The sequence below is a fragment of the Thauera phenylacetica B4P genome (genome assembly GCF_000310225.1).
Lineage (GTDB): Bacteria > Pseudomonadota > Gammaproteobacteria > Burkholderiales > Rhodocyclaceae > Thauera > Thauera phenylacetica.
The window spans coordinates 1-17,034 of record NZ_AMXF01000039.1; the positions used below are offsets into that span (position 1 = coordinate 1).

Annotated in this window: 16 protein-coding genes and 1 riboswitch; of the genes, 12 read left to right on the top strand and 4 right to left on the bottom strand. The window is 72.2% G+C overall.

Features of this window, described 5'->3' with window-relative positions; translation table 11 throughout:
- The first annotated feature begins 414 nt into the window (after window positions 1-414).
- Window positions 415-637: riboswitch (cobalamin riboswitch) on the top strand.
- A gap of 271 nt (window positions 638-908) precedes the next feature.
- The 11 genes from C667_RS07700 to C667_RS07750 all read left to right on the top strand — a co-directional run bounded on the left by C667_RS07700 (window position 909) and on the right by C667_RS07750 (window position 11,364).
- Window positions 909-1,547 (top strand): energy-coupling factor ABC transporter permease, encoded by a 639-nt coding sequence (locus tag C667_RS07700; RefSeq protein ID WP_004359914.1) that lies wholly within the window; start codon window positions 909-911, stop codon window positions 1,545-1,547.
- Entirely contained in the window at window positions 1,547-2,365 is an 819-nt protein-coding gene (gene cobM, locus C667_RS07705) for a precorrin-4 C(11)-methyltransferase (protein ID WP_004359915.1), read from the top strand. The genes C667_RS07700 and cobM overlap by 1 nt, the downstream gene beginning before the upstream one ends.
- Window positions 2,362-3,315 (top strand): sirohydrochlorin chelatase, encoded by a 954-nt coding sequence (locus C667_RS07710; protein WP_004359916.1) that lies wholly within the window; start codon window positions 2,362-2,364, stop codon window positions 3,313-3,315. The genes cobM and C667_RS07710 overlap by 4 nt, the downstream gene beginning before the upstream one ends.
- 16 nt (window positions 3,316-3,331) lie before the next feature.
- Complete coding sequence (locus C667_RS07715) at window positions 3,332-4,012, top strand: precorrin-8X methylmutase (RefSeq protein ID WP_004359917.1); 681 nt, start codon at window positions 3,332-3,334, stop codon at window positions 4,010-4,012.
- Between the two features lie 87 nt (window positions 4,013-4,099).
- Window positions 4,100-5,338 (top strand): cobalt-precorrin-5B (C(1))-methyltransferase, encoded by a 1,239-nt coding sequence (locus C667_RS07720; RefSeq protein ID WP_004359918.1) that lies wholly within the window; start codon window positions 4,100-4,102, stop codon window positions 5,336-5,338.
- A gap of 12 nt (window positions 5,339-5,350) precedes the next feature.
- Window positions 5,351-6,757, top strand: a complete 1,407-nt coding sequence (locus C667_RS07725) for a bifunctional cobalt-precorrin-7 (C(5))-methyltransferase/cobalt-precorrin-6B (C(15))-methyltransferase (protein WP_004359924.1) — start codon at window positions 5,351-5,353, stop codon at window positions 6,755-6,757.
- A complete protein-coding gene (gene cobI / locus C667_RS07730; RefSeq protein ID WP_004359926.1) occupies window positions 6,754-7,611 on the top strand; it encodes a precorrin-2 C(20)-methyltransferase in 858 nt (285 codons plus the stop codon). The genes C667_RS07725 and cobI overlap by 4 nt, the downstream gene beginning before the upstream one ends.
- Window positions 7,608-8,447 (top strand): cobalamin biosynthesis central domain-containing protein, encoded by an 840-nt coding sequence (locus C667_RS07735; protein WP_004359928.1) that lies wholly within the window; start codon window positions 7,608-7,610, stop codon window positions 8,445-8,447. The genes cobI and C667_RS07735 overlap by 4 nt, the downstream gene beginning before the upstream one ends.
- Window positions 8,444-8,965: a cobalamin biosynthesis protein gene (locus C667_RS07740; protein WP_004359930.1), complete on the top strand. Its 522-nt coding sequence runs from the start codon at window positions 8,444-8,446 to the stop codon at window positions 8,963-8,965. Before C667_RS07735 ends, C667_RS07740 begins: the two co-directional genes overlap by 4 nt.
- A complete protein-coding gene (gene cobJ / locus C667_RS07745; protein WP_004359931.1) occupies window positions 8,962-9,933 on the top strand; it encodes a precorrin-3B C(17)-methyltransferase in 972 nt (323 codons plus the stop codon). Before C667_RS07740 ends, cobJ begins: the two co-directional genes overlap by 4 nt.
- A gap of 132 nt (window positions 9,934-10,065) precedes the next feature.
- The gene (locus C667_RS07750; RefSeq protein ID WP_004359933.1) at window positions 10,066-11,364 is read left to right on the top strand and encodes an acetyl-CoA hydrolase/transferase family protein; all 1,299 of its coding nucleotides are present in this window, start codon (window positions 10,066-10,068) and stop codon (window positions 11,362-11,364) included.
- 501 nt (window positions 11,365-11,865) lie between these two features.
- Here the strand turns inward: C667_RS07750 and C667_RS07755 are convergent.
- The 3 genes from C667_RS07755 to C667_RS07765 form a co-directional block, all read right to left on the bottom strand.
- The gene (locus C667_RS07755; protein ID WP_004359935.1) at window positions 11,866-12,300 is read right to left on the bottom strand and encodes a CBS domain-containing protein; all 435 of its coding nucleotides are present in this window, start codon (window positions 12,298-12,300) and stop codon (window positions 11,866-11,868) included.
- A 186-nt stretch (window positions 12,301-12,486) separates the two neighbouring features.
- Window positions 12,487-13,377, bottom strand: a complete 891-nt coding sequence (gene asd / locus C667_RS07760; protein WP_004359937.1) for an archaetidylserine decarboxylase — start codon at window positions 13,375-13,377, stop codon at window positions 12,487-12,489.
- A gap of 289 nt (window positions 13,378-13,666) precedes the next feature.
- Window positions 13,667-14,272, bottom strand: a complete 606-nt coding sequence (locus tag C667_RS07765; protein WP_004359939.1) for a LysE/ArgO family amino acid transporter — start codon at window positions 14,270-14,272, stop codon at window positions 13,667-13,669.
- Window positions 14,273-14,578: 306 nt separating this feature from the next.
- Between C667_RS07765 and C667_RS07770 the strand changes: the two genes are divergently transcribed.
- Complete coding sequence (locus C667_RS07770; protein ID WP_004359941.1) at window positions 14,579-15,478, top strand: LysR family transcriptional regulator ArgP; 900 nt, start codon at window positions 14,579-14,581, stop codon at window positions 15,476-15,478.
- A gap of 176 nt (window positions 15,479-15,654) precedes the next feature.
- On the opposite strand, the gene C667_RS07775 is transcribed toward C667_RS07770, so the two are convergent.
- Window positions 15,655-17,004 (bottom strand): cobyrinic acid a,c-diamide synthase CobB, encoded by a 1,350-nt coding sequence (locus C667_RS07775; protein WP_051174644.1) that lies wholly within the window; start codon window positions 17,002-17,004, stop codon window positions 15,655-15,657.
- Between the last annotated feature and the right edge of the window lie 30 nt (window positions 17,005-17,034).

Below are 17,034 nucleotides of genomic sequence, written 5' to 3' on the forward strand. Positions count from 1 at the left end.
GACGGCAACCGCGCGCCGTCCGCCAACCGTCGCCCGGAAGGCAACGCCGGCCACGCGCCGCAGCGCCGCCCGCAGCCGCGCGCGGCCCTGTTCGCCGCCAAGCCGGGCGGCGACAAGCGCTGAACGATCGGGCGCGGCGAGGCTGAACCCCGGACCCGGGATTCGCGCCGCCCCCACGCCTCCCGAGCGGTTTCGGCGCAGTCGCCCGCGCGGAAACCGTGTATTTCCCTTCAGGCACGAGGCAGCTCGCGCTTGCCGCATTCACGCCCCGCATCCTCCCCGTGGAGGGGGCTTGCCCGCGAAAAAATGGGTCTGTACCGGCGACCCTTGCAGGCAAGCCCGCTCCCATGCCATGGCGCGCGCAGCGCGTTCGCCTCGGCGCGCTTGCGTTCCCGCACCCGCTTCGCCTATCCTTCGCCCCGCATTCGATCCGGGTGCCTCGTCCTATCTTCATATGACGAGGTGAAACGGGAAGTCCGGTGACATCGCTCGCCCCGCGCGAACGACCATTCCGGCGCAGCCCCCGCTGCTGTAAGCCTGACGAATCCGCCATCACGCCACTGAGCCTCGCGCTCGGGAAGGTCGGCGGAAGAGGAAGACGGCGAGCCAGAAGACCGGCCCGATCGAGTACGGAATCTCGCAGCCGCCGTGAAAACGGCGCCGTGCGAGGTTCCAGGTTGATGTGAGCCCCGGGGTGTGGGTTCGATCCGACTGGTTTTCCGCCGGCTGCCCGCGTGCGCCGGAAGCTCCAGCCGACTCGTCGTGCAAGCGTCATCAGGCACTGCCGTGCCCGAGGTACGTCCGCGGTTTCGCCGCGTCCGTGCGTCGGCCGCCCGTGCCTGCCAAGGCCTGCCGCCCCCCGCCCGCGTGGCTCGCATCGTCGTTCCATGCACTCGTGGGGAGTCACCATGCACATCGAACCCGGCATCCTTTCCGGCGCCAAGATCGCCGCCGCCAACCTCGCCGCCATCTCGCTCGTCGCCGCCCAGGCGCCGCAGCTCTTGCGCAAACCGCAGCTCGTCCTGCGCACGCTGCTCGCGGCGCTGCTCTTCTCCGTCTTCATGCAGAGCTTCCACCTGCCCGCGGGCGCGTCGGAGCTGCACTTCATCGGCGCGATGCCGATCTACCTCACGCTCGGCTTCGTGCCCGCGCTGCTCGGCTTCGGGCTTGGCCTGCTGCTGCAGGGCGTGGTCTTCGAGCCGGCCGACCTGCTGCACCTGGGGGTGAATTTCCTTTCGCTCGCCGTACCGCTGCTCGCGCTCCATGCCACCCTCGGCCGCAGGCTCGCCGCCGGCGCCGCCACCCGCATCGGCGCGGTGCTCAAGCTCGACGCCGCCTACTACGCCGGCGTCGCGCTGATGGTCGGCTTCTGGCTGGCCATGGGCGAGGTCGCCACGCCCTTCGCGGAGTGGACGGCGTTCGCCGCCGCCTACCTGCCGGTGGTGCTGATCGAGCCGGTGTTCACCGTGGCCGCGGTCAGGCTGCTGCAGTCGCAGGCCCACCGCCCACTGGTGCAACTCTGCTTCGCCGTCCCGGCGCGCGGCTGATGAGCGCCCTGCGCGGCACGGTCTGGTTCGTCGGCGCCGGCCCCGGCGACCCGGACCTGATCACGGTGAAGGGCCGCCGCCTGCTCGAGCAGGCGGGCGCGATCCTGTTCGCGGGCTCGCTGGTCGATCAGGCGGCGACACAGCACGCGCCGCAGGGCTGCGAGATCCGCGACTCGCGCGACATGACGCTCGAAGAGATGAACGCCTGGCTGGCCGAAGCCTGCGCGCGCCACGAGACCGTGGTGCGCCTGCAGACCGGCGACCCCGGCCTGTACGGCGCACTGGTCGAGCTGACCCGCCCGCTCGACGCCGCCGGCATCCCCTGGCGGGTGGTGCCGGGGGTGTCCTCGGCGATGGCCGCGGCCGCCGCGGCCGGCGAGACCCTGACCCTGCCCGAAGTCACCCAGACCGTCATCCTCACCCGCGTCGCCGGGCGCACCCCGATGCCCGCGGGCGAGGAACTCGAAGCCCTCGCCGCCCACCGCAGCACCTTGTGCATCTTCCTGTCGATCACGCTGCTGCACGAGGTGCAGCGCGCGCTGCGCGCCGCCGGCTGGCCGGAGGATGCTCCGATCGTGGTGGTGCACAAGGCGAGCTGGCCGGGCGCGGAGAAGGTCGTGCGCGGCACCCTGGCCGACATCAAGCGCCGCTGCCAGGACGAGAAGATCGCCAGCCAGGCCATGATCCTCGCCAGCCCCGCGCTCGGCGCCCGCCTGTGGCCGGACATCGCGCGCTCCAAGCTCTACGACCCCGGCTTCGGCCACCGCTTCCGCAAGGCGTCGATGCCGGCCGGCATCGCCACCGGAGAATCCGCATGAACGACACCGTCCTCCTCCTCGTCGGCCACGGCTCGCGCAAGCGCGAGGGCAACAAGGAGATCCTGCACTTCGCCGCGCAATGGCGGGAGCGCCATCCCGGCTGGCGCATCGAGACCTGCTTCATCGAGCACGCCGACGTGCTGCTCGACGAGGGCCTCGACCGCGCCGCGCGCGACACCCGCCACGTGCTCGCGATCCCCTTCATCCTCAATGCCGCCGGCCACGTCAAGATGGAACTGCCCGCCGCGCTCGGACGCGCCCGCGCGCGTCACCCCGGCGTCGGCTTCGCCTGCACCCGCCATCTCGGCATGGGCAGGGAGATCTTCGCCGTGCTGCGCGGCCAGCTCGATCGCCTGATGCGCCAGCTCGCCATGCCCGACCCGCAGACCACCGGCGTGGTCCTGCTCGGCCGCGGCTCGTCGGACGCCGGCGCCAACGGCGAGCTCGCCAGGATGGCGCGCTGGATCTTCGAGGACGGCGACCACGAGCTGGTCGACCTCGCCTTCACCAGCGTGACCTGGCCGCGGCTCGAGACCGTGGTGCAACGCCAGGCCCGCCTCGGCATGACACAGGTCTGCATCGTGCCGGCGTACCTTTTCACCGGCGTGCTGATGGAGCGCATCCACGCCCAGGTCGAGCGCCTGCAGCACCAGTACCCGCAGGTCGCCTTCGCGCTCGGCACCCACTTCGGCTTCGACGAGGGCATCTTCAACCTGCTCGACGCACGCGTCGCCGAGGGCTGCGCGGGCCTCGCCGATGCCGCGGCCGCCCACGGCCTGCTCGAGTGCGACGGCTGCCGCTATCGCCTCGCCGCCGAGGACGAGCACCTGCACGACCACAGCCACACCGCGTGCCACCACTCCCGCCCGGATGTGGACCACACCCACGACGCGGACCACGGCTGCACGGCAGGACACGGCGGCTCCCATCCCCATTCCGCCCACGTCTGAGCACGAAGGCCACCCCATGCATGCCAACACCATCACCGAACAGCTCACCGCCGCCGGCCGCGCGATCGAGCACGACTCCTTCGCCATCATCGACGCCGAGGCCGGCGCGCACGCCTACAGCGCGGGGCAGTGGCCGATCGTGCGCCGCATGATCCACGCCAACGCGGACTTCGAGTTCAACGGCCTCACGGAATTCCACCCCGAAGCGGTCGAGGCCGGGCTGAAGGCGATCCTCGCCGGCGCCACGCCGATCGTCGCCGACGTCGAGATGATCTGCGTCGGGCTGTCGAAGAACCGCCTCGCACACTTCGGCCTGCACCCCCACGAGTACATCTCCGATCCCGACGTCATCGAGGCCGCGCGGGCCGCCGGCACCACGCGCGCCGTGCAGGCGATGAAGAAGGCGCATCGCCTCGGCCTGCTCGGCGGCGCCATCGTCGGCATCGGCAACGCCCCCACCGCGCTGATCGAGCTCGTGCGCATGATCCGCGAGGACGGCGTGCGCCCCGCCCTGGTGATCGGCATGCCGGTCGGCTTCGTGTCGGCGGCCGAATCCAAGGCCCTGCTCGGCGGCGTGGACGCGGTTCCCTGGATCACCATCCGTGGCCGCAAGGGCGGCTCCACCCTGGTCGTCGCCGCCCTCCACGCGCTGCTCGGCCTCGCCGAGACCCGCCAGCGCCAGGCCCCACAGGGCTGAGGCGGGTGTCTGCCCTCGACACGCCCGCATTCGCCGCCCCTCCCGCTCCCGATTCGCCACGCCCGACCCCGCCCTCCTGACGCCCCGATGTCTTCCCTGGCTTCCCCCCCCGAGAAGGTCCGCAAAGGCGACCGCCGTCGCCAGCGCGGCGACCGGACCGGCTTCACCACCGGCGCCACCGCGGCCGCCGCCGCGACCGCAGCCACGCTAGGCCTCGTGCGCGGCGCCGTGCCCGGGCGGGTGGAGTGCGAGCTGCCGAACGGCATGCGGGTCGACTTCGCCATCCTCGACGGTCGCGTCGGGCGGATCAACGGCAGCGAGTGCGCGCAGGCGGTAGCGATCAAGGACGGCGGCGACGACCCCGACGCCACCCACGGCGCCCACATCACGGTGGAGGTCCGCCGCATCTCCAACGGTGGCGGCGCAGTCGTGCTCGAAGGCGGCCCCGGCGTCGGCATCGTCACCAGACCGGGGCTGGGGCTCGAGGTGGGCGGCCCCGCGATCAACCCCGTGCCGCGGCGCAACATCACCGCCAACGTCGCTGCGGCCGGTGCCGCCATCCTGCAGGCCGGCGACAGCCTGGCGATAAGGATCTCCGTGCCCGGGGGCGAAGAGATGGCGAAGAAGACCCTCAACGCCCGCCTCGGCATCCTCGGCGGCATCAGCATCCTCGGCACCACCGGCATCGTGCGCCCCTTCTCCACGGCGGCCTGGCGCGCCAGCGTGGTGCAGGCGATCGAGGTCGCCGCGGCGCAGGGGCGGACCACGCTGGTGCTGACCACCGGCGGGCGCACCGAGAAATGCGCGATGCGCAGCTTCCCGCAGCTCGACGAGGCCTGCTTCGTGCAGTTCGGCGACTTCGTCAAGGCGGCTTTCACCACCGCGATCCGCCACGACATCCGCCACATCGTGCTCGGCGCCATGGTCGGCAAGCTCACCAAGATCGCCCAGGGCCTGTCGGTGACCCATGCCTGGCGCGAGGAGGTCGACCGTGCGCTGATCGCCGAGGCCGCGCAGGAGGTCGGCGCCCCGCGCGCACTCGTCGCCGAGATCCGCGCCGCCGAAACCGCCCGCTTCGCCGCCGAACGCCTGGCCGAACTCGGCCTCGCCGTCGCCTTCCACCGCGCCCTCGCCGAACGCGCGCTCCGCAGCCTGCGTACCCGCTACCCCGGGCCACACCGCCTCACCGTGCTCGCCTGCAACTTCGAGGGCGAGCCCATCGTGACGGTCGAGGACGATGGCGCACCCTCCCCAGCCACCTCGCTTTTCCCCCCTTGCTCCGCACCGGACACCGCACCCGGTCCGGCCCGCGGCGAAACCTGCTGAAGCCTGCACACGATGTCCGCACCCTCGCATTCCTCCCCGCCCTCCGGCGCGCACTGCAGCGTGGTCGGCCTCCTCGACGACGGCTGGAGCGGCCTCTCCGCCGCGGCACGCGCACGCATCGCCAGCGCAGGCTGCGTGATCGGTGCCGCGCGCACGCTGGAGCGGGTCGCCGCACACCTCGGCCCGCAGTCGACGTGCCACACAATGGACGGCGCCTTCTCCCGCCTCCCCCGCTGGATCGAGGCCGCCCGCGGCGCCGGCGCCCACAGCGTCGTGCTCGCCACCGGGGACCCGCTCTGCAACGGCATCGCCGCAAGCCTGATCGACAAGCTCGGCGCGCACGCGGTGGAGGTGCTGCCCGCCCCATCCACCCTGCAGCTCGCATGCGCACGCCTGCGCCTGCCGTGGCAGGACGCGCGCATCGCCTCCTGCCACGGCGCCGATGCCGGCGAGTGGATGACCGCCCCGCCCCCGTCCGACGCGCTGCAGCCTGGCGCGCCGGCTCCTTCCCCCGGCCCGGCACACGGCCTCTACCGCCTCGTGCGCGCAGTCGCCGGGCACGCGCTGGTGCTCGCCTTCACCAGCCCGGCCAACAGCCCCGACCGCATCGCCCGCGCCCTGCTCGCCGCCGGCTACGGCGACCCAGGCAGCGGCGAGCAGGTCCGCCTCTCGGTGGTCGCACGCCTGTGCCTGGACGACGAAGCGGTGTTCCCCGCGCTGAGCCTGGAGGACGCCGCTGCACGAAGCTTCCCCGAGCCCAACGTGCTGGTGATCGAGCGCCGCCCGGCCGCCGAGGCGGACCGCCATGCCGACGCCTTGCCCGCCACCACCCCGCTGTTCGGCCTCGAAGACCTCGACTATCTGCAGCGCAGCCCGGAGAACGGCCTGATCACCAAGCTCGAGGTGCGCGCGGTCTCGCTCGCCCGCCTCGCGCTGCGCACCGACAGCCTGGTGTGGGACATCGGCGCCGGCGCCGGCTCGGTGGGCCTGGAGGCCAGCCGCATCGCGCACCGCGGCCATGTGTGGGCGATCGAGAAGAACCCCGCCGACGCCGCCAACGCCCGCCGCAACGCCCGCCGCCTGCGCGCGAGCAACTACAGCCTGTTCGAGGGCAAGGCGCCAGCCGGGCTGGACGCCTGGCCCGACCCGGATGCGGTCTTCATCGGCGGCTCGGGCGGCGAGCTCGCCGAACTGATCGTCCTCGCCCTGCAGCGCCTGAAACCCGGTGGCCGCCTGGTGATGAACTTCGTCACCGTGGAGAACCTCGCCACCGCCACCGCCACGCTGGATGCCGCCGCTGCCGCCTGGGAGCTCACCCTGCTGTCGGCCGCGCGCAGTCAGCCCATCCTCGACATGCACCGCCTCGCCGCGCAGAACCCGGTGTGGATCCTCACCGCCCGCAAGGAGACTTCCCGATGAACGCCACCCCACCCACCCCACGCTTCGGCCGCCTGATCGGCGTCTCGCTGGGTCCGGGCGACCCCGAACTGATCACCCGCCGCGGCTGGGCCGCGCTGCAGTCGGGCGCGCGCTGGGCCTATCCGGTCAAGAAGGCGGCGGAGCGCTCCTACGCCCTCGACATCGCCCGTCGCGGCGGACTCGACATCCCGCAGGATGCGGTCGAGCTCGTGTTTCCGATGACGCGCGACGCCGAGGCGCTGGCGCGGGCCTGGGCGCGCGCCGCCGCGCAGACGGTGCAACTGCTCGCCGAAGGCCGCGATCTCGTCTTCCTGGTCGAGGGCGACGCCTCCACCTACTCCACCTTCCGCCACCTCGCGCGCGCGGCGCGCGAGCTCGCGGCCGAGATCGAGGTGGATACCATCGCCGGGGTCAGCTCCTTCGCCGCCGCCGCAGCGCTCGCCGACGTGGCGCTGGCCGAGGAGGACGAGACCGTGGCGGTGATCCCCGCCGCCTACGGCACCGCGCTCATCGAGCACCTGCTCGACGAGTTCGACACCCTGGTGCTGATGAAGGTGAAGCCGCTGCTCGACGAGGTGATCGAAATGCTCGAGCGCCGCGGCCTGCTCGCCACGAGCTGCTTCATCGAGAAGGCCGGTGCCCCGGGCGAGCGCGTGGTGCGCGATGTCGCCAGCCTGCGCGGCGAGACGGTCAATTACCTGTCCCTGCTGCTGGTGAGCAACCCCAAGCGCGCGCGCGGCGAACTGCGCCGGGGCTGCCGCCGGCGTGCCGAACACGCGGCCGCCCGGTCGATCCCGCCTGCGCACACCATGGAAGCTGCGCTCGCAAACAGCGTGGAAGGCCTCGCACCGTGAGCGCGGGCGCTCCCCCGCAGGCCGGCACGCACCCCGCCCCGGCAGAAGCCGGCGCGCCGTGCCCCGAGGCCCTGCTGCCCTTTCCGCCCGGGCGCCTGGCGGTGGTCGCGATCACCCGCCACGGCATCGCGCTCGCCGGCCGCGTCGTCGCCGCGCTTCCCGGCGCGCGCCTGTTCGCACCGCGGAAATACCACAGCGAGGCGCACGCCGCCGCACCCGGCGCCTGCGCCTGCTACGAGGGCAAGGTCGGCGCGCAGGTGCCCGCGCTGTTCGCGAACTTCGACGGCCTCGTCGCCATCGTCTCGCTCGGCGCAGTGGTGCGCCTGATCGCCCCCCACCTGAAGGACAAGGACAGCGATCCCGGCGTGGTCGTGCTCGACGAGGCCGCACGCTGGGCGATCCCGGTGCTGTCCGGCCACCTCGGCGGCGCCAACGCGATCGCCGCCGCGCTGCAGACGGCGATCGGCGCCACTGCAGTGCTGACCACGGCCTCGGACGCGCGCGGGACGCTGGCGGTGGACCTGCTCGGGCGCGAGCTCGGCTGGAGCCTCGAGGCCAGCCACGACGAGCTCGTGCGCGCGAGCGCGGCGATGGTGAATGACGAAGCGGTGGCGCTGGTGCAGGAAGCCGGCCGCCGCGATTGGTGGCCGGGCCACGCCAACGGCCGCAGCGGGCCGCTGCCGGCGAACCTGCACTGCTTCGACCGCCTGGAAGAAGTCGAGCCCGAGTGCTTCGGCGCCGTGCTGTGGATCGCCCACCGCACGCTGCCTGCCGCCTACGAGGCACGCCTGGCGGGCAAGCGCGTGATCTATCGCCCAGGCGTCGAGCAAGCATGAGCCCGCCGCCATCGCAAGGCGGCGCGGCCCCTGCCGCGCCCGCACCGAGCGCAACGGGGCCCGGCTGCGGCACGCTCGACCGCGTCGCCAGCCTCCCGGTATGCGTCGCGCTCGGCCTCGGCTGCGACCGCGGCACGCCGGCGGAGACGATCGCGCAGGCGGTGGCCGAGGCCCTGACCCAGGCGGCCATCCGGCTCGGCACGCCCGCGCTCGAGGTCACCGCCGCGGCCAGCATCACCCTCAAGGCCGACGAGGCGGGCCTGCTCGAGGTGGCCGCAGCCGCGGGCTGGGCGCTGCACTTCTACGATGCGGAGCGCCTGGCCGGCGTCACCGTCCCCAACCCATCGGCGACGGTGCGCAGATACACCGGCACGCCCTCGGTCTCCGAGGCCGCGGCGCTGCTCGCGGCCGGCACCTCGCTCGCTGCCGACCCCGGCGCGCTGCTCGTCGAAAAACACCGGCTGCGCGGCGCCGACGGCCGCAACGCCACCGTCTCCATCGCAAGGATGCCCCGATGAACCCCACCGAACCCCTTCGCCCCGCCATTCCCGGCGGCCGCATCATGCTCGTCGGCCTCGGCCCCGGAGCGCACGAGCACCTGACCGCACGCGCCCGCGCCGCGATCGCCGAGGCCGACACCGTGATCGGCTACGTCACCTACATCCGCCTGGTCGCCGAGCTGCTCGAGGGCAAGGAGGTCATCCGCAAGTCGATGACCGAGGAGCTCGACCGCGCCATCGAGGCGCTTGCGCGTGCTCGCCAGGGTCGCAAGGTCGCGCTGATCTCGTCGGGCGACGCCGGCGTCTACGGCATGGCCGGCCCCACCTTCGAGGTCCTGTTCCAGGCCGGGTGGACGCCCGACTCGGGCATCGAGGTCGAGATCGTGCCCGGCGCCTCGGCGCTGAACACCTGCGCCGCCCTGGTCGGTGCGCCACTGACGCACGATTTCTGCGCAATCTCGCTCTCCGACCTGCTCACGCCCTGGCCGACCATCGCCCGCCGCCTGGACGCCGTGGCCTACGCCGACTTCGTGGTCGCCCTCTACAATCCCAGGAGCGGGCGGCGCACCGGGCAGATCGTGGAGGCGCAACGCCTGTTCCTGCGGCATCGCGACCCGGCCACGCCGGTGGCGATCGTCAAGTCCGCCTACCGGCCGAAGCAGCGCATCGAGTTCACCACGCTCGAACGCATGACCGAGGCCGACATCGGCATGCTGACCACGGTACTGATCGGCAATTCGCAGACCTTCGTGCGCGACGGCCTGATGGTCACCCCGCGCGGGTATGCCAGCAAGTACGCGCTCGATGCAGGCGAGCGCGCCACCGTCGACGGCGAACAATCCGGACGCTCGCTATCGACCGGCCTCGAAGGATGGCTGGCGACGATCCGCGCCAGCGGGCGCAGCGCCACCGAACTTGCCGACACCTACCGCCTGCCCGAGGCTTACATCCGCGTCGCGCTCGCCGGCGCGGAAGCGCCGGTCTGACCGGCTGACCGGCTCTCCGCGAACCGCCGCGGACAATCCGGCGGGCGTGGGTACGACGCCCATACGCATCAGTATGGAAACCGCTTATAATCCCATTTTTGCAATGCAGCAGAACCTTCGGGGAGAACGACCATGAGCCGCCTGCAGGCCCTCTACGACAGCAAGCGCATGATGCCCACCGACGCCGCGGGCCTGGTCCGCGACGGCGACACCGTGGTCGTGCCCACCGGCGTGGGCGAGCCGCCCGCGCTGCTGCACGCGCTCTCCGCGCGCCGCCACGAACTGCGCGACGTCGCGGTGAGCCAGATCCTGCCGCTGCGCAAGTTCGCCTACCTCGACCCCGACACGCGCGCCAACATCCGCCACGACGCCTACTTCTTCGGCGGCGCATCCCGCCCGGGCGGCCAGGCCGGCTGGGTGGACTACGTGCCGGCCTATTTCTCCGAGCTGCCCATGCTGATCGACCGCGGCCTGCTGCCGGCCGAGGTGGTGGTGTCGCTGGCCTCGCCGATGGACGAGCACGGCTACTTCAGCCTCTCGCTCGCGCCCGACTACACCATGGCGGCGATCCGGCGCGCACGCGTGGTGCTGCTCGAGGTGAACCCGAACGTGCCCTTCGCCAACGGCGACTGCCTGGTGCACATCTCCCAGGTCGCCGGCCTGGTGGAGAGCGACGAGGAGCTGTTCGAGGTCGGCCTGCCCGAGATCGACCCGGTGCAGCAGGCGATCGGCAAGCACGTCGCCGAGCTCATCGACGACGGCTCCACCCTGCAGATCGGCTATGGCGGCATCCCCGACGCGGTGGTGATGCAGCTGCAGCACAAGCGCGACCTCGGCATCCACACCGAGATGCTGGGCGACGGCATCCTGTCGCTGATCGAGTCGGGCGCGGTCACCAACCGCAGGAAGACCTTCATGCCGGGCCGGACGATCGCCACCTTCGCGCTCGGCTCGCGGCGCCTGTACCGCAGCATGCACCGCAACCCGGGCATCGAGATGCACCCGGTAGAGTTCACCAACGACCCCTACCTGGCGGCACGCAACGACAATCTGTGCGCGATCAACGCCACCATGCAGATCGACCTGATCGGCCAGTGCGGCTCGGAGACCCTGGGCCACCTGCCCTACTCGGGCACCGGCGGCCAGGCGGATTTCGTCCGCGCCGCCAACCGCTCGAAGGGCGGCAAGGCCTTCATCGTGCTGCCATCGACGGCGAAGAACGGCGCCGTGTCGCGGATCGCGCCGGTGCTGTCGCCGGGCACCCACGTCACCACCAGCAAGAACGACATCAACTACGTGGTGACCGAGTACGGCGTCGCGCAGCTGCGCGGCAAGACCGCCAAGCAGCGCGCCGAGGCGCTGATCGGCATCGCGCACCCGGACTTCCGCGGCGAGCTGCGCGAGGCCGCGCGGAAGATGAGCCTGCTCTGAGGGGACGGCTGCCGGACGGCTTGGGAGACGCTCCGGCAAGCGATTTGCGTGAGCGGGTCTCGACCGCCGCAATCGCGCCTGCCGGCGCTCCTACATGAACCGCCGCGCTCCCGCCCCCTGTAGGAGCGGCGGCAGCCGCGAAGACGGCGGTGCGGCAAGCGATTTGCGTGAGCGGGTCTCGACCGCCGCATTCGCGCCTGCCGGCGCTCCTACATGAACCGCCGCGCTCCCGCCCCTGTAGAGCGGCGGCAGCCGCGAAGACGGCGGTGAGGCAAGCGATTTGCGTGAGCGGGTCTCGACCGCCGCAATCGCGCCTGCCGGCGCTCCTACATGAACCGCCGCGCTCCCGCCCCTGTAGAGCGGCGGCAGCCGCGAAGACGGCGGTGCGGCGGCGATGGGCGTTGTCGTGCGCGGAGGCGCCGCATTCGCGCCTGCCGGCGCTCCTACATGAACCGGCGCGCTTAAGCCGCCTTGGAGCGGCGGCAGCCGCGAACACGGCGCTTACAGGATGACCGTGATCTCCTCGCGACGCACCAGCTCGGCGCCGAAGGCGATGGCGTCGAGCTGCAGCGCATCGCGCGCGGTGACGACCCCGAGCGGGCGGCGGTTGGCGTCGACGATCGGCACGTGGCGCACGCCGTTCTCGTACATCAGGTGCAGGGCGTGGCCGAAGGGCCGGTCCTCGGTGAGCGTCACCGGGTTCTGCGTCATCACCGCGCCCACCGGCGTGGTGTCGGCGTCCAGCCCGGCGGCCAGCACGCCAAAGGCGGCGTCGCGCTCGGTGAAGATGCCGGTGAGCACGCCGTGCTCCGTGACCAGGGCGGCGCTGCGCTGCAGTGCGTTCATCTGGCGCACCACCTCGCGCACCGGGGTGTCGGCCGCTACGCTGACGAAGGGACGATCGGAAAGGATCTGATGGATCGGACGGCTGGGCATGATCTGTCTCCTGATGCTCGTTGTTGGACGGCACCTCACCCCTAGCTTCAAACGTGCCAGCTTCGAGCTTCGGCGCCAAGCCTCCCGGACGGAAGGCCAAGCCGCTGTTCTAGCTCAGGATTCTTTCAGCATCGTGACCGAAAGGTAAGCGCCCCGCCGACGCGCCGGCCGCGGACCCAGCCACCATCACGGTGCATCGGCCGGCGCCGGCGCACCATCGGGGGGCGCGGGCGACTTCGCGCGCGCCATCGACTCGCCCATCCGCACGGGCCCGCCTGGCGCCCAGTCGGAACCGAAGCGCAGCGTATCCTTGGGAAACAGCATCACCACCGTCGAGCCGAGCAGGAAACGGCCCATCTCGGCGCCCTGCGCCAGCACCACCTCGCCCTCGGCGTAGCTGCGCTTGGCGATGTCCGGGCGGCGCGGCGGATTGACCACGCCGTGCCAAACGGTCGCCATGCTGCCGACGATGGTCGCGCCCACCAGCACCATCACGAAGGGGCCGAACTCGCCCTCGAACACGCACACCACGCGCTCGTTGCGGGCGAACAGGCCGGGAACGCCGCGTGCGGTAGCCGGATTCACCGAGAACAGTTCGCCCGGCACGTAGATCATCTGCGTCAAGCGCCCGGCGCAGGGCATGTGGATGCGGTGGTAGTCGCGCGGCGACAGGTAGATCGTCGCGAAGTCACCGTTCTCGAAGCGCGCGGCGAGCGCCCGGTCGCCGCCGACGAGCGCGGTGGTGGAATAAAAGTGGCCCTTGGCCTGGAAGACCTGGTCGAACTCGATCGGCCCGAACTGGCTGATCGCGCCGTCGACCGGGCAGACGAAATCGGCGTCGGCAAGCGGCCGCGCGCCCCCGGCGAGCGGGCGGGTGAAGAACTGGTTGAAGCTCGCGTAGCTCGCCGGATCGGGGTTCGCCGCCTCCGCCATGTTCACGCCGTAGCGCTTCGCGAACCAGCGGATCACCGCGGTCGTCACCTTGCCCCCCTCGAGGCCGGCGAGCTTTCCGGCAAGCTGGGTGAGCAGGCGCTTGGGCAGGGCGTACTGGAGGGCGACGGCGAGGCGTTCGGACACGGCGGAGATCCTGATGGGTGCGCACGAGGTGCGCGAGGGCGTCGATTATAGCGGGCCGGGTTCACCCGCTCCGCCACCCGAACATCCTGTTGCAGCAGGAGCTGCTGGCGCATGGAGAGCGCGATGCGGCCGGCCGCGCGCCGTCTCCGCGCCTGCCGGGGCGCCAATATTGGATCGAAAGCCCGGCGGCTCGCGCAGGAGCGCCGGCAGGCGCGAAGACGGCGGTCGCGGCCGTGCACACGCCGCCCTTCCCCATACCGGAGTCGCGCGTTCCGTCGCTCCGCCCCCCTCAAGCCAGCAGCAGCGAGGCGGCGATCGCCCACAGCATCAGCGCCACCAGCGCGTCCAGCACGCGCCACGCCATCGGCTTGGCGAACAGCGGCGCGAGCAGGCGGGCGCCGTAGCCGAGCAGCAGGAACCACACGATCGAGGCGCTGATCGCGCCGGCCGCAAAGAGCGGGCGCAGGTCCTCCGCCTGCTGGCTGCCGATCGAGCCGAGGAGCACCACGGTGTCGAGGTAGGCGTGCGGATTGAGCAGGCTGAAGCCGGCTGCCGCGAGCAGCGCCTGCCCGCGCGACATGCGCTTGTGCTCGGCGAGATCCAGCGCCCGCCCGCCGCGCAGGGCGGAGAGCAGCGCGCGCGCGCCGTACCACACCAGGAAGGCCGCACCGCCGTAGCGCGCCACCGCCATCAGGTCGGGGTTGGCGACGAACAGGCCGCCTACGCCGGCGATACCCACGCCGATGAGCAGGATGTCGCACGCCGCCGACACGCCGATCGTCAGCAGCACGTGCTCGCCGCGCAGGCCCTGGCGCAGCACGTGCGCGTTCTGCGCGCCGATCGCCATGATCAGGCCGAGGGTAAGGAGGAAGCCATTGAAATAGACGTTGCTCATGATGCGTTCCGTTATTGTTTTGCGTTTCCATGGCCGCAGGCCGTCTTCGCGGCTGCCGCCGCTCCTACAAAGGCCGCCGCGGGCCTGATGCCTCATGCAGGAGCGCCGGCAGGCGCGAATGCGGCGCCTCCGCGCGCGACAACGCCCATCGCCGCCGCACCGCCGTCTTCGCGGCTGCCGCCGCTCCTACAAAGGCCGCCGCGGGCCTGATGCTTAGTGCAGGAGCGTCGGCAGGCGCGAAGATAGGCCCGGAGCAGCTTCCAGTTAAGAAGAATCGATTTATTTTGATTTAGAGTAGAATAGCTAATGATCGATCAACGTCTGCTCGCCTTCGAAGTGGTGCTGCAAGAGGGCGGATTCGAGCGTGCAGCGCGCCGGCTGTCGCTCACCCAGTCCGCGGTGTCGCAGCGGGTCAAGCTGCTCGAGGCCGAGCTCGGCCAGGTGCTGCTGGTGCGCAGCAAGCCGGTGCGGCCCACGCCGGCGGGGCGCCGGCTGCTGCCCTACCTGGCGCAGTTGCGGCTGATGGAGGCGGAGGCGCGGCGCGCGCTGTCGCCGCGCCAGGCGGACGGACCGCTGCGCCTGGCGGTGGGCGTCAACGCCGACTCGCTCGCCACCTGGTTCATCGGCGCGGTGGCCGAGGTGGTCCGCGACGAGGACATCGTGCTCGACTGCGTGGTCGACGACCAGGACCACACCCACGCGCTGCTCGCCGACGGCGAGGTGCTGGGCTGCGTGTCCACCCGCGCCGACCCGATACGCGGCTGCGCGGCCATGCGCCTCGGGACCATGCCCTACCTGTGCGCAGGCTCGCCAGCCTTCCGCGCGCACTGGTTCCCGCACGGGCTCACCCCGGCGGCGCTGGCGCGGGCACCGGCGATCGTCTTCGGCCGCCACGACGACATGCACGAGGCCTTCCTGCTGCGCCACTTCGGGCTGGATGCGCGGCGCTATCCGCACCACGTCGTGCCCTCGTCCGAGGGCTTCATGGCCTTCGCGGTCGCCGGGCTGGGCTACGGCTTCATCCCCGAGATCCAGGCCCGCGCCCACGTGGCGCGCGGCGAGCTGGTCGACCTGGCACCCGAGCGCGAGGAGGTGGTGCTGTACTGGCACCACTGGCAGGTGCAGTCGCCGGTGATGGCGAGGCTGGCGCGGGCGATCGGGGACGCCGCCGGCAACGCCCTGACGTCGCCAACGCCCGCTGCGTAGGCCCGCCGGCGGGCGCGCGTCTTCGTCCGCCACGTCGATGACTCCACCGCCCGTTCGCGGCTGCCGCCGCTCCTACAGGGCCGCCGCGGGCGTGATGCTTCGTGTAGGAGCGCCGGCAGGCGCGAAGGCGGCCGCGGGATCGTGCGCCGGTGCCGCTCGCCACCCTGCGCGCGCACTCAAGTGCCGAAAAGCTCCGCCACCGCCAGCGGGTTCGACGGGAACCAGAAATGGACGTACGACGCGGTGATCGGCCCGCAGCGGTAGATCGCCTCGCCCTCGCCGCCATCCGGACGACGCGCGCGCAGCCAGGGAGCGAGCGGCGTCTCCGTCCGCGAGTAATGGAAGGTGTGCCCACTCAGCCGTCCGCCCGGCATATCGACCGCCTGCAGGCCGAGCGCCGCGAGGCGGGGCTGCATCACCGCACGCCCGGGCAGCAGGCCGGCGAAGGCGTGCTCCACCCCGGCCTTGTCGACGATGGCCTCGAGCAGGCTCATCAGCCCGCCGCACTCGGCCAGCACCGGCCTGCCCGCGGTCACATGGGCGCGCAGGCCGGCCCACAGCCCGGCGTTGGCGGCGAGCGCGGCGCCGTGCAGCTCGGGATAGCCGCCCGGCAGCCACACCGCGTCGCACTGCGTGGGCAGGCCCTCGCCGGCGAGCGGCGAGAAGAAGGCGAGCTCTGCGCCGAGCGCGCGCAGGGTGTCGACATTGGCCGGGTAGAGGAAGCCGTAGGCGGCGTCGCGCGCGATCGCAACGCGCTTGGCGGCGAGCAAGGGCGGGATCGTCGGTGCCGCCACGGCCGGAAACGCCACCGCCGGCGGCAGCTCAGCCGCGCCGGTGCGCGCCAGATGATCGGCGAGGCGGTCGAGCCGGGCGCCGAGATCCTCGATCTCGGCCGCCTGCAGCAGGCCGAGGTGGCGCTCGGGCAGCGCGGCCTCCGCATCGCGCATCACCGCGCCGAACCAGCGCATGCCTTCAGGCAAGGACTCGCGCAACATGTCGGCGTGGCGCGCGCTGCCGACGTGGTTGGCGAGCACGCCGGCGAAGGGCAGGCGGGGCTGGTAGTGCGCCAGCCCGTAGGCCACCGCGCCGAAGGTCTGCGCCATCGCGCGCGCGTCGATCACCGCCATCACCGGGATGCCGAAGCGGCGCGCGATGTCGGCGCCCGAGGGCGCGCCGTCGTAGAGCCCCATCACGCCCTCGACCAGGATCAGGTCGGATTCGCGCGCCGCGGCGTGCAGCCGCCAGGCGATGTCGGCCTCGCCGCACATGCCCAGGTCGACGTTATGCACCGGCGCGCCGCTCGCCACCGCGTGGATCTGCGGGTCGAGGAAGTCGGGCCCGCACTTGAACACGCGCACCCGCCGCCCGAGGCGGACGTGCAGGCGCGCGAGCGCGGCGGTGATGGTGGTCTTGCCCTGGCCGGAGGCGGGCGCGGCGACGAAGAGCGCCGGGCACTGCACGGCCCCAGCCCCGCCGCGAGCGTGGGAACCGTCGGGCGCGCAATCCCCCCGCGCGGCGGCGCTCATCGCCTCGTCACGGGTGGACGCGCCCGCAGC

Coding starts and splice junctions, on each gene's coding strand:
- C667_RS07765 (WP_004359939.1), bottom strand. CDS start 14,272: ATGAGCAACGTCTATTTCAATGGCTTCCTCCTTACCCTCGGCCTGATC.
- C667_RS07755 (WP_004359935.1), bottom strand. CDS start 12,300: ATGCCCAGCCGTCCGATCCATCAGATCCTTTCCGATCGTCCCTTCGTC.
- C667_RS07715 (WP_004359917.1), top strand. CDS start 3,332: ATGCATGCCAACACCATCACCGAACAGCTCACCGCCGCCGGCCGCGCG.
- cobM (WP_004359915.1), top strand. CDS start 1,547: ATGAGCGCCCTGCGCGGCACGGTCTGGTTCGTCGGCGCCGGCCCCGGC.
- C667_RS07710 (WP_004359916.1), top strand. CDS start 2,362: ATGAACGACACCGTCCTCCTCCTCGTCGGCCACGGCTCGCGCAAGCGC.
- C667_RS07740 (WP_004359930.1), top strand. CDS start 8,444: ATGAGCCCGCCGCCATCGCAAGGCGGCGCGGCCCCTGCCGCGCCCGCA.
- C667_RS07750 (WP_004359933.1), top strand. CDS start 10,066: ATGAGCCGCCTGCAGGCCCTCTACGACAGCAAGCGCATGATGCCCACC.
- cobI (WP_004359926.1), top strand. CDS start 6,754: ATGAACGCCACCCCACCCACCCCACGCTTCGGCCGCCTGATCGGCGTC.
- cobJ (WP_004359931.1), top strand. CDS start 8,962: ATGAACCCCACCGAACCCCTTCGCCCCGCCATTCCCGGCGGCCGCATC.
- C667_RS07725 (WP_004359924.1), top strand. CDS start 5,351: ATGTCCGCACCCTCGCATTCCTCCCCGCCCTCCGGCGCGCACTGCAGC.
- C667_RS07770 (WP_004359941.1), top strand. CDS start 14,579: ATGATCGATCAACGTCTGCTCGCCTTCGAAGTGGTGCTGCAAGAGGGC.
- C667_RS07700 (WP_004359914.1), top strand. CDS start 909: ATGCACATCGAACCCGGCATCCTTTCCGGCGCCAAGATCGCCGCCGCC.
- C667_RS07720 (WP_004359918.1), top strand. CDS start 4,100: ATGTCTTCCCTGGCTTCCCCCCCCGAGAAGGTCCGCAAAGGCGACCGC.
- C667_RS07775 (WP_051174644.1), bottom strand. CDS start 17,004: ATGAGCGCCGCCGCGCGGGGGGATTGCGCGCCCGACGGTTCCCACGCT.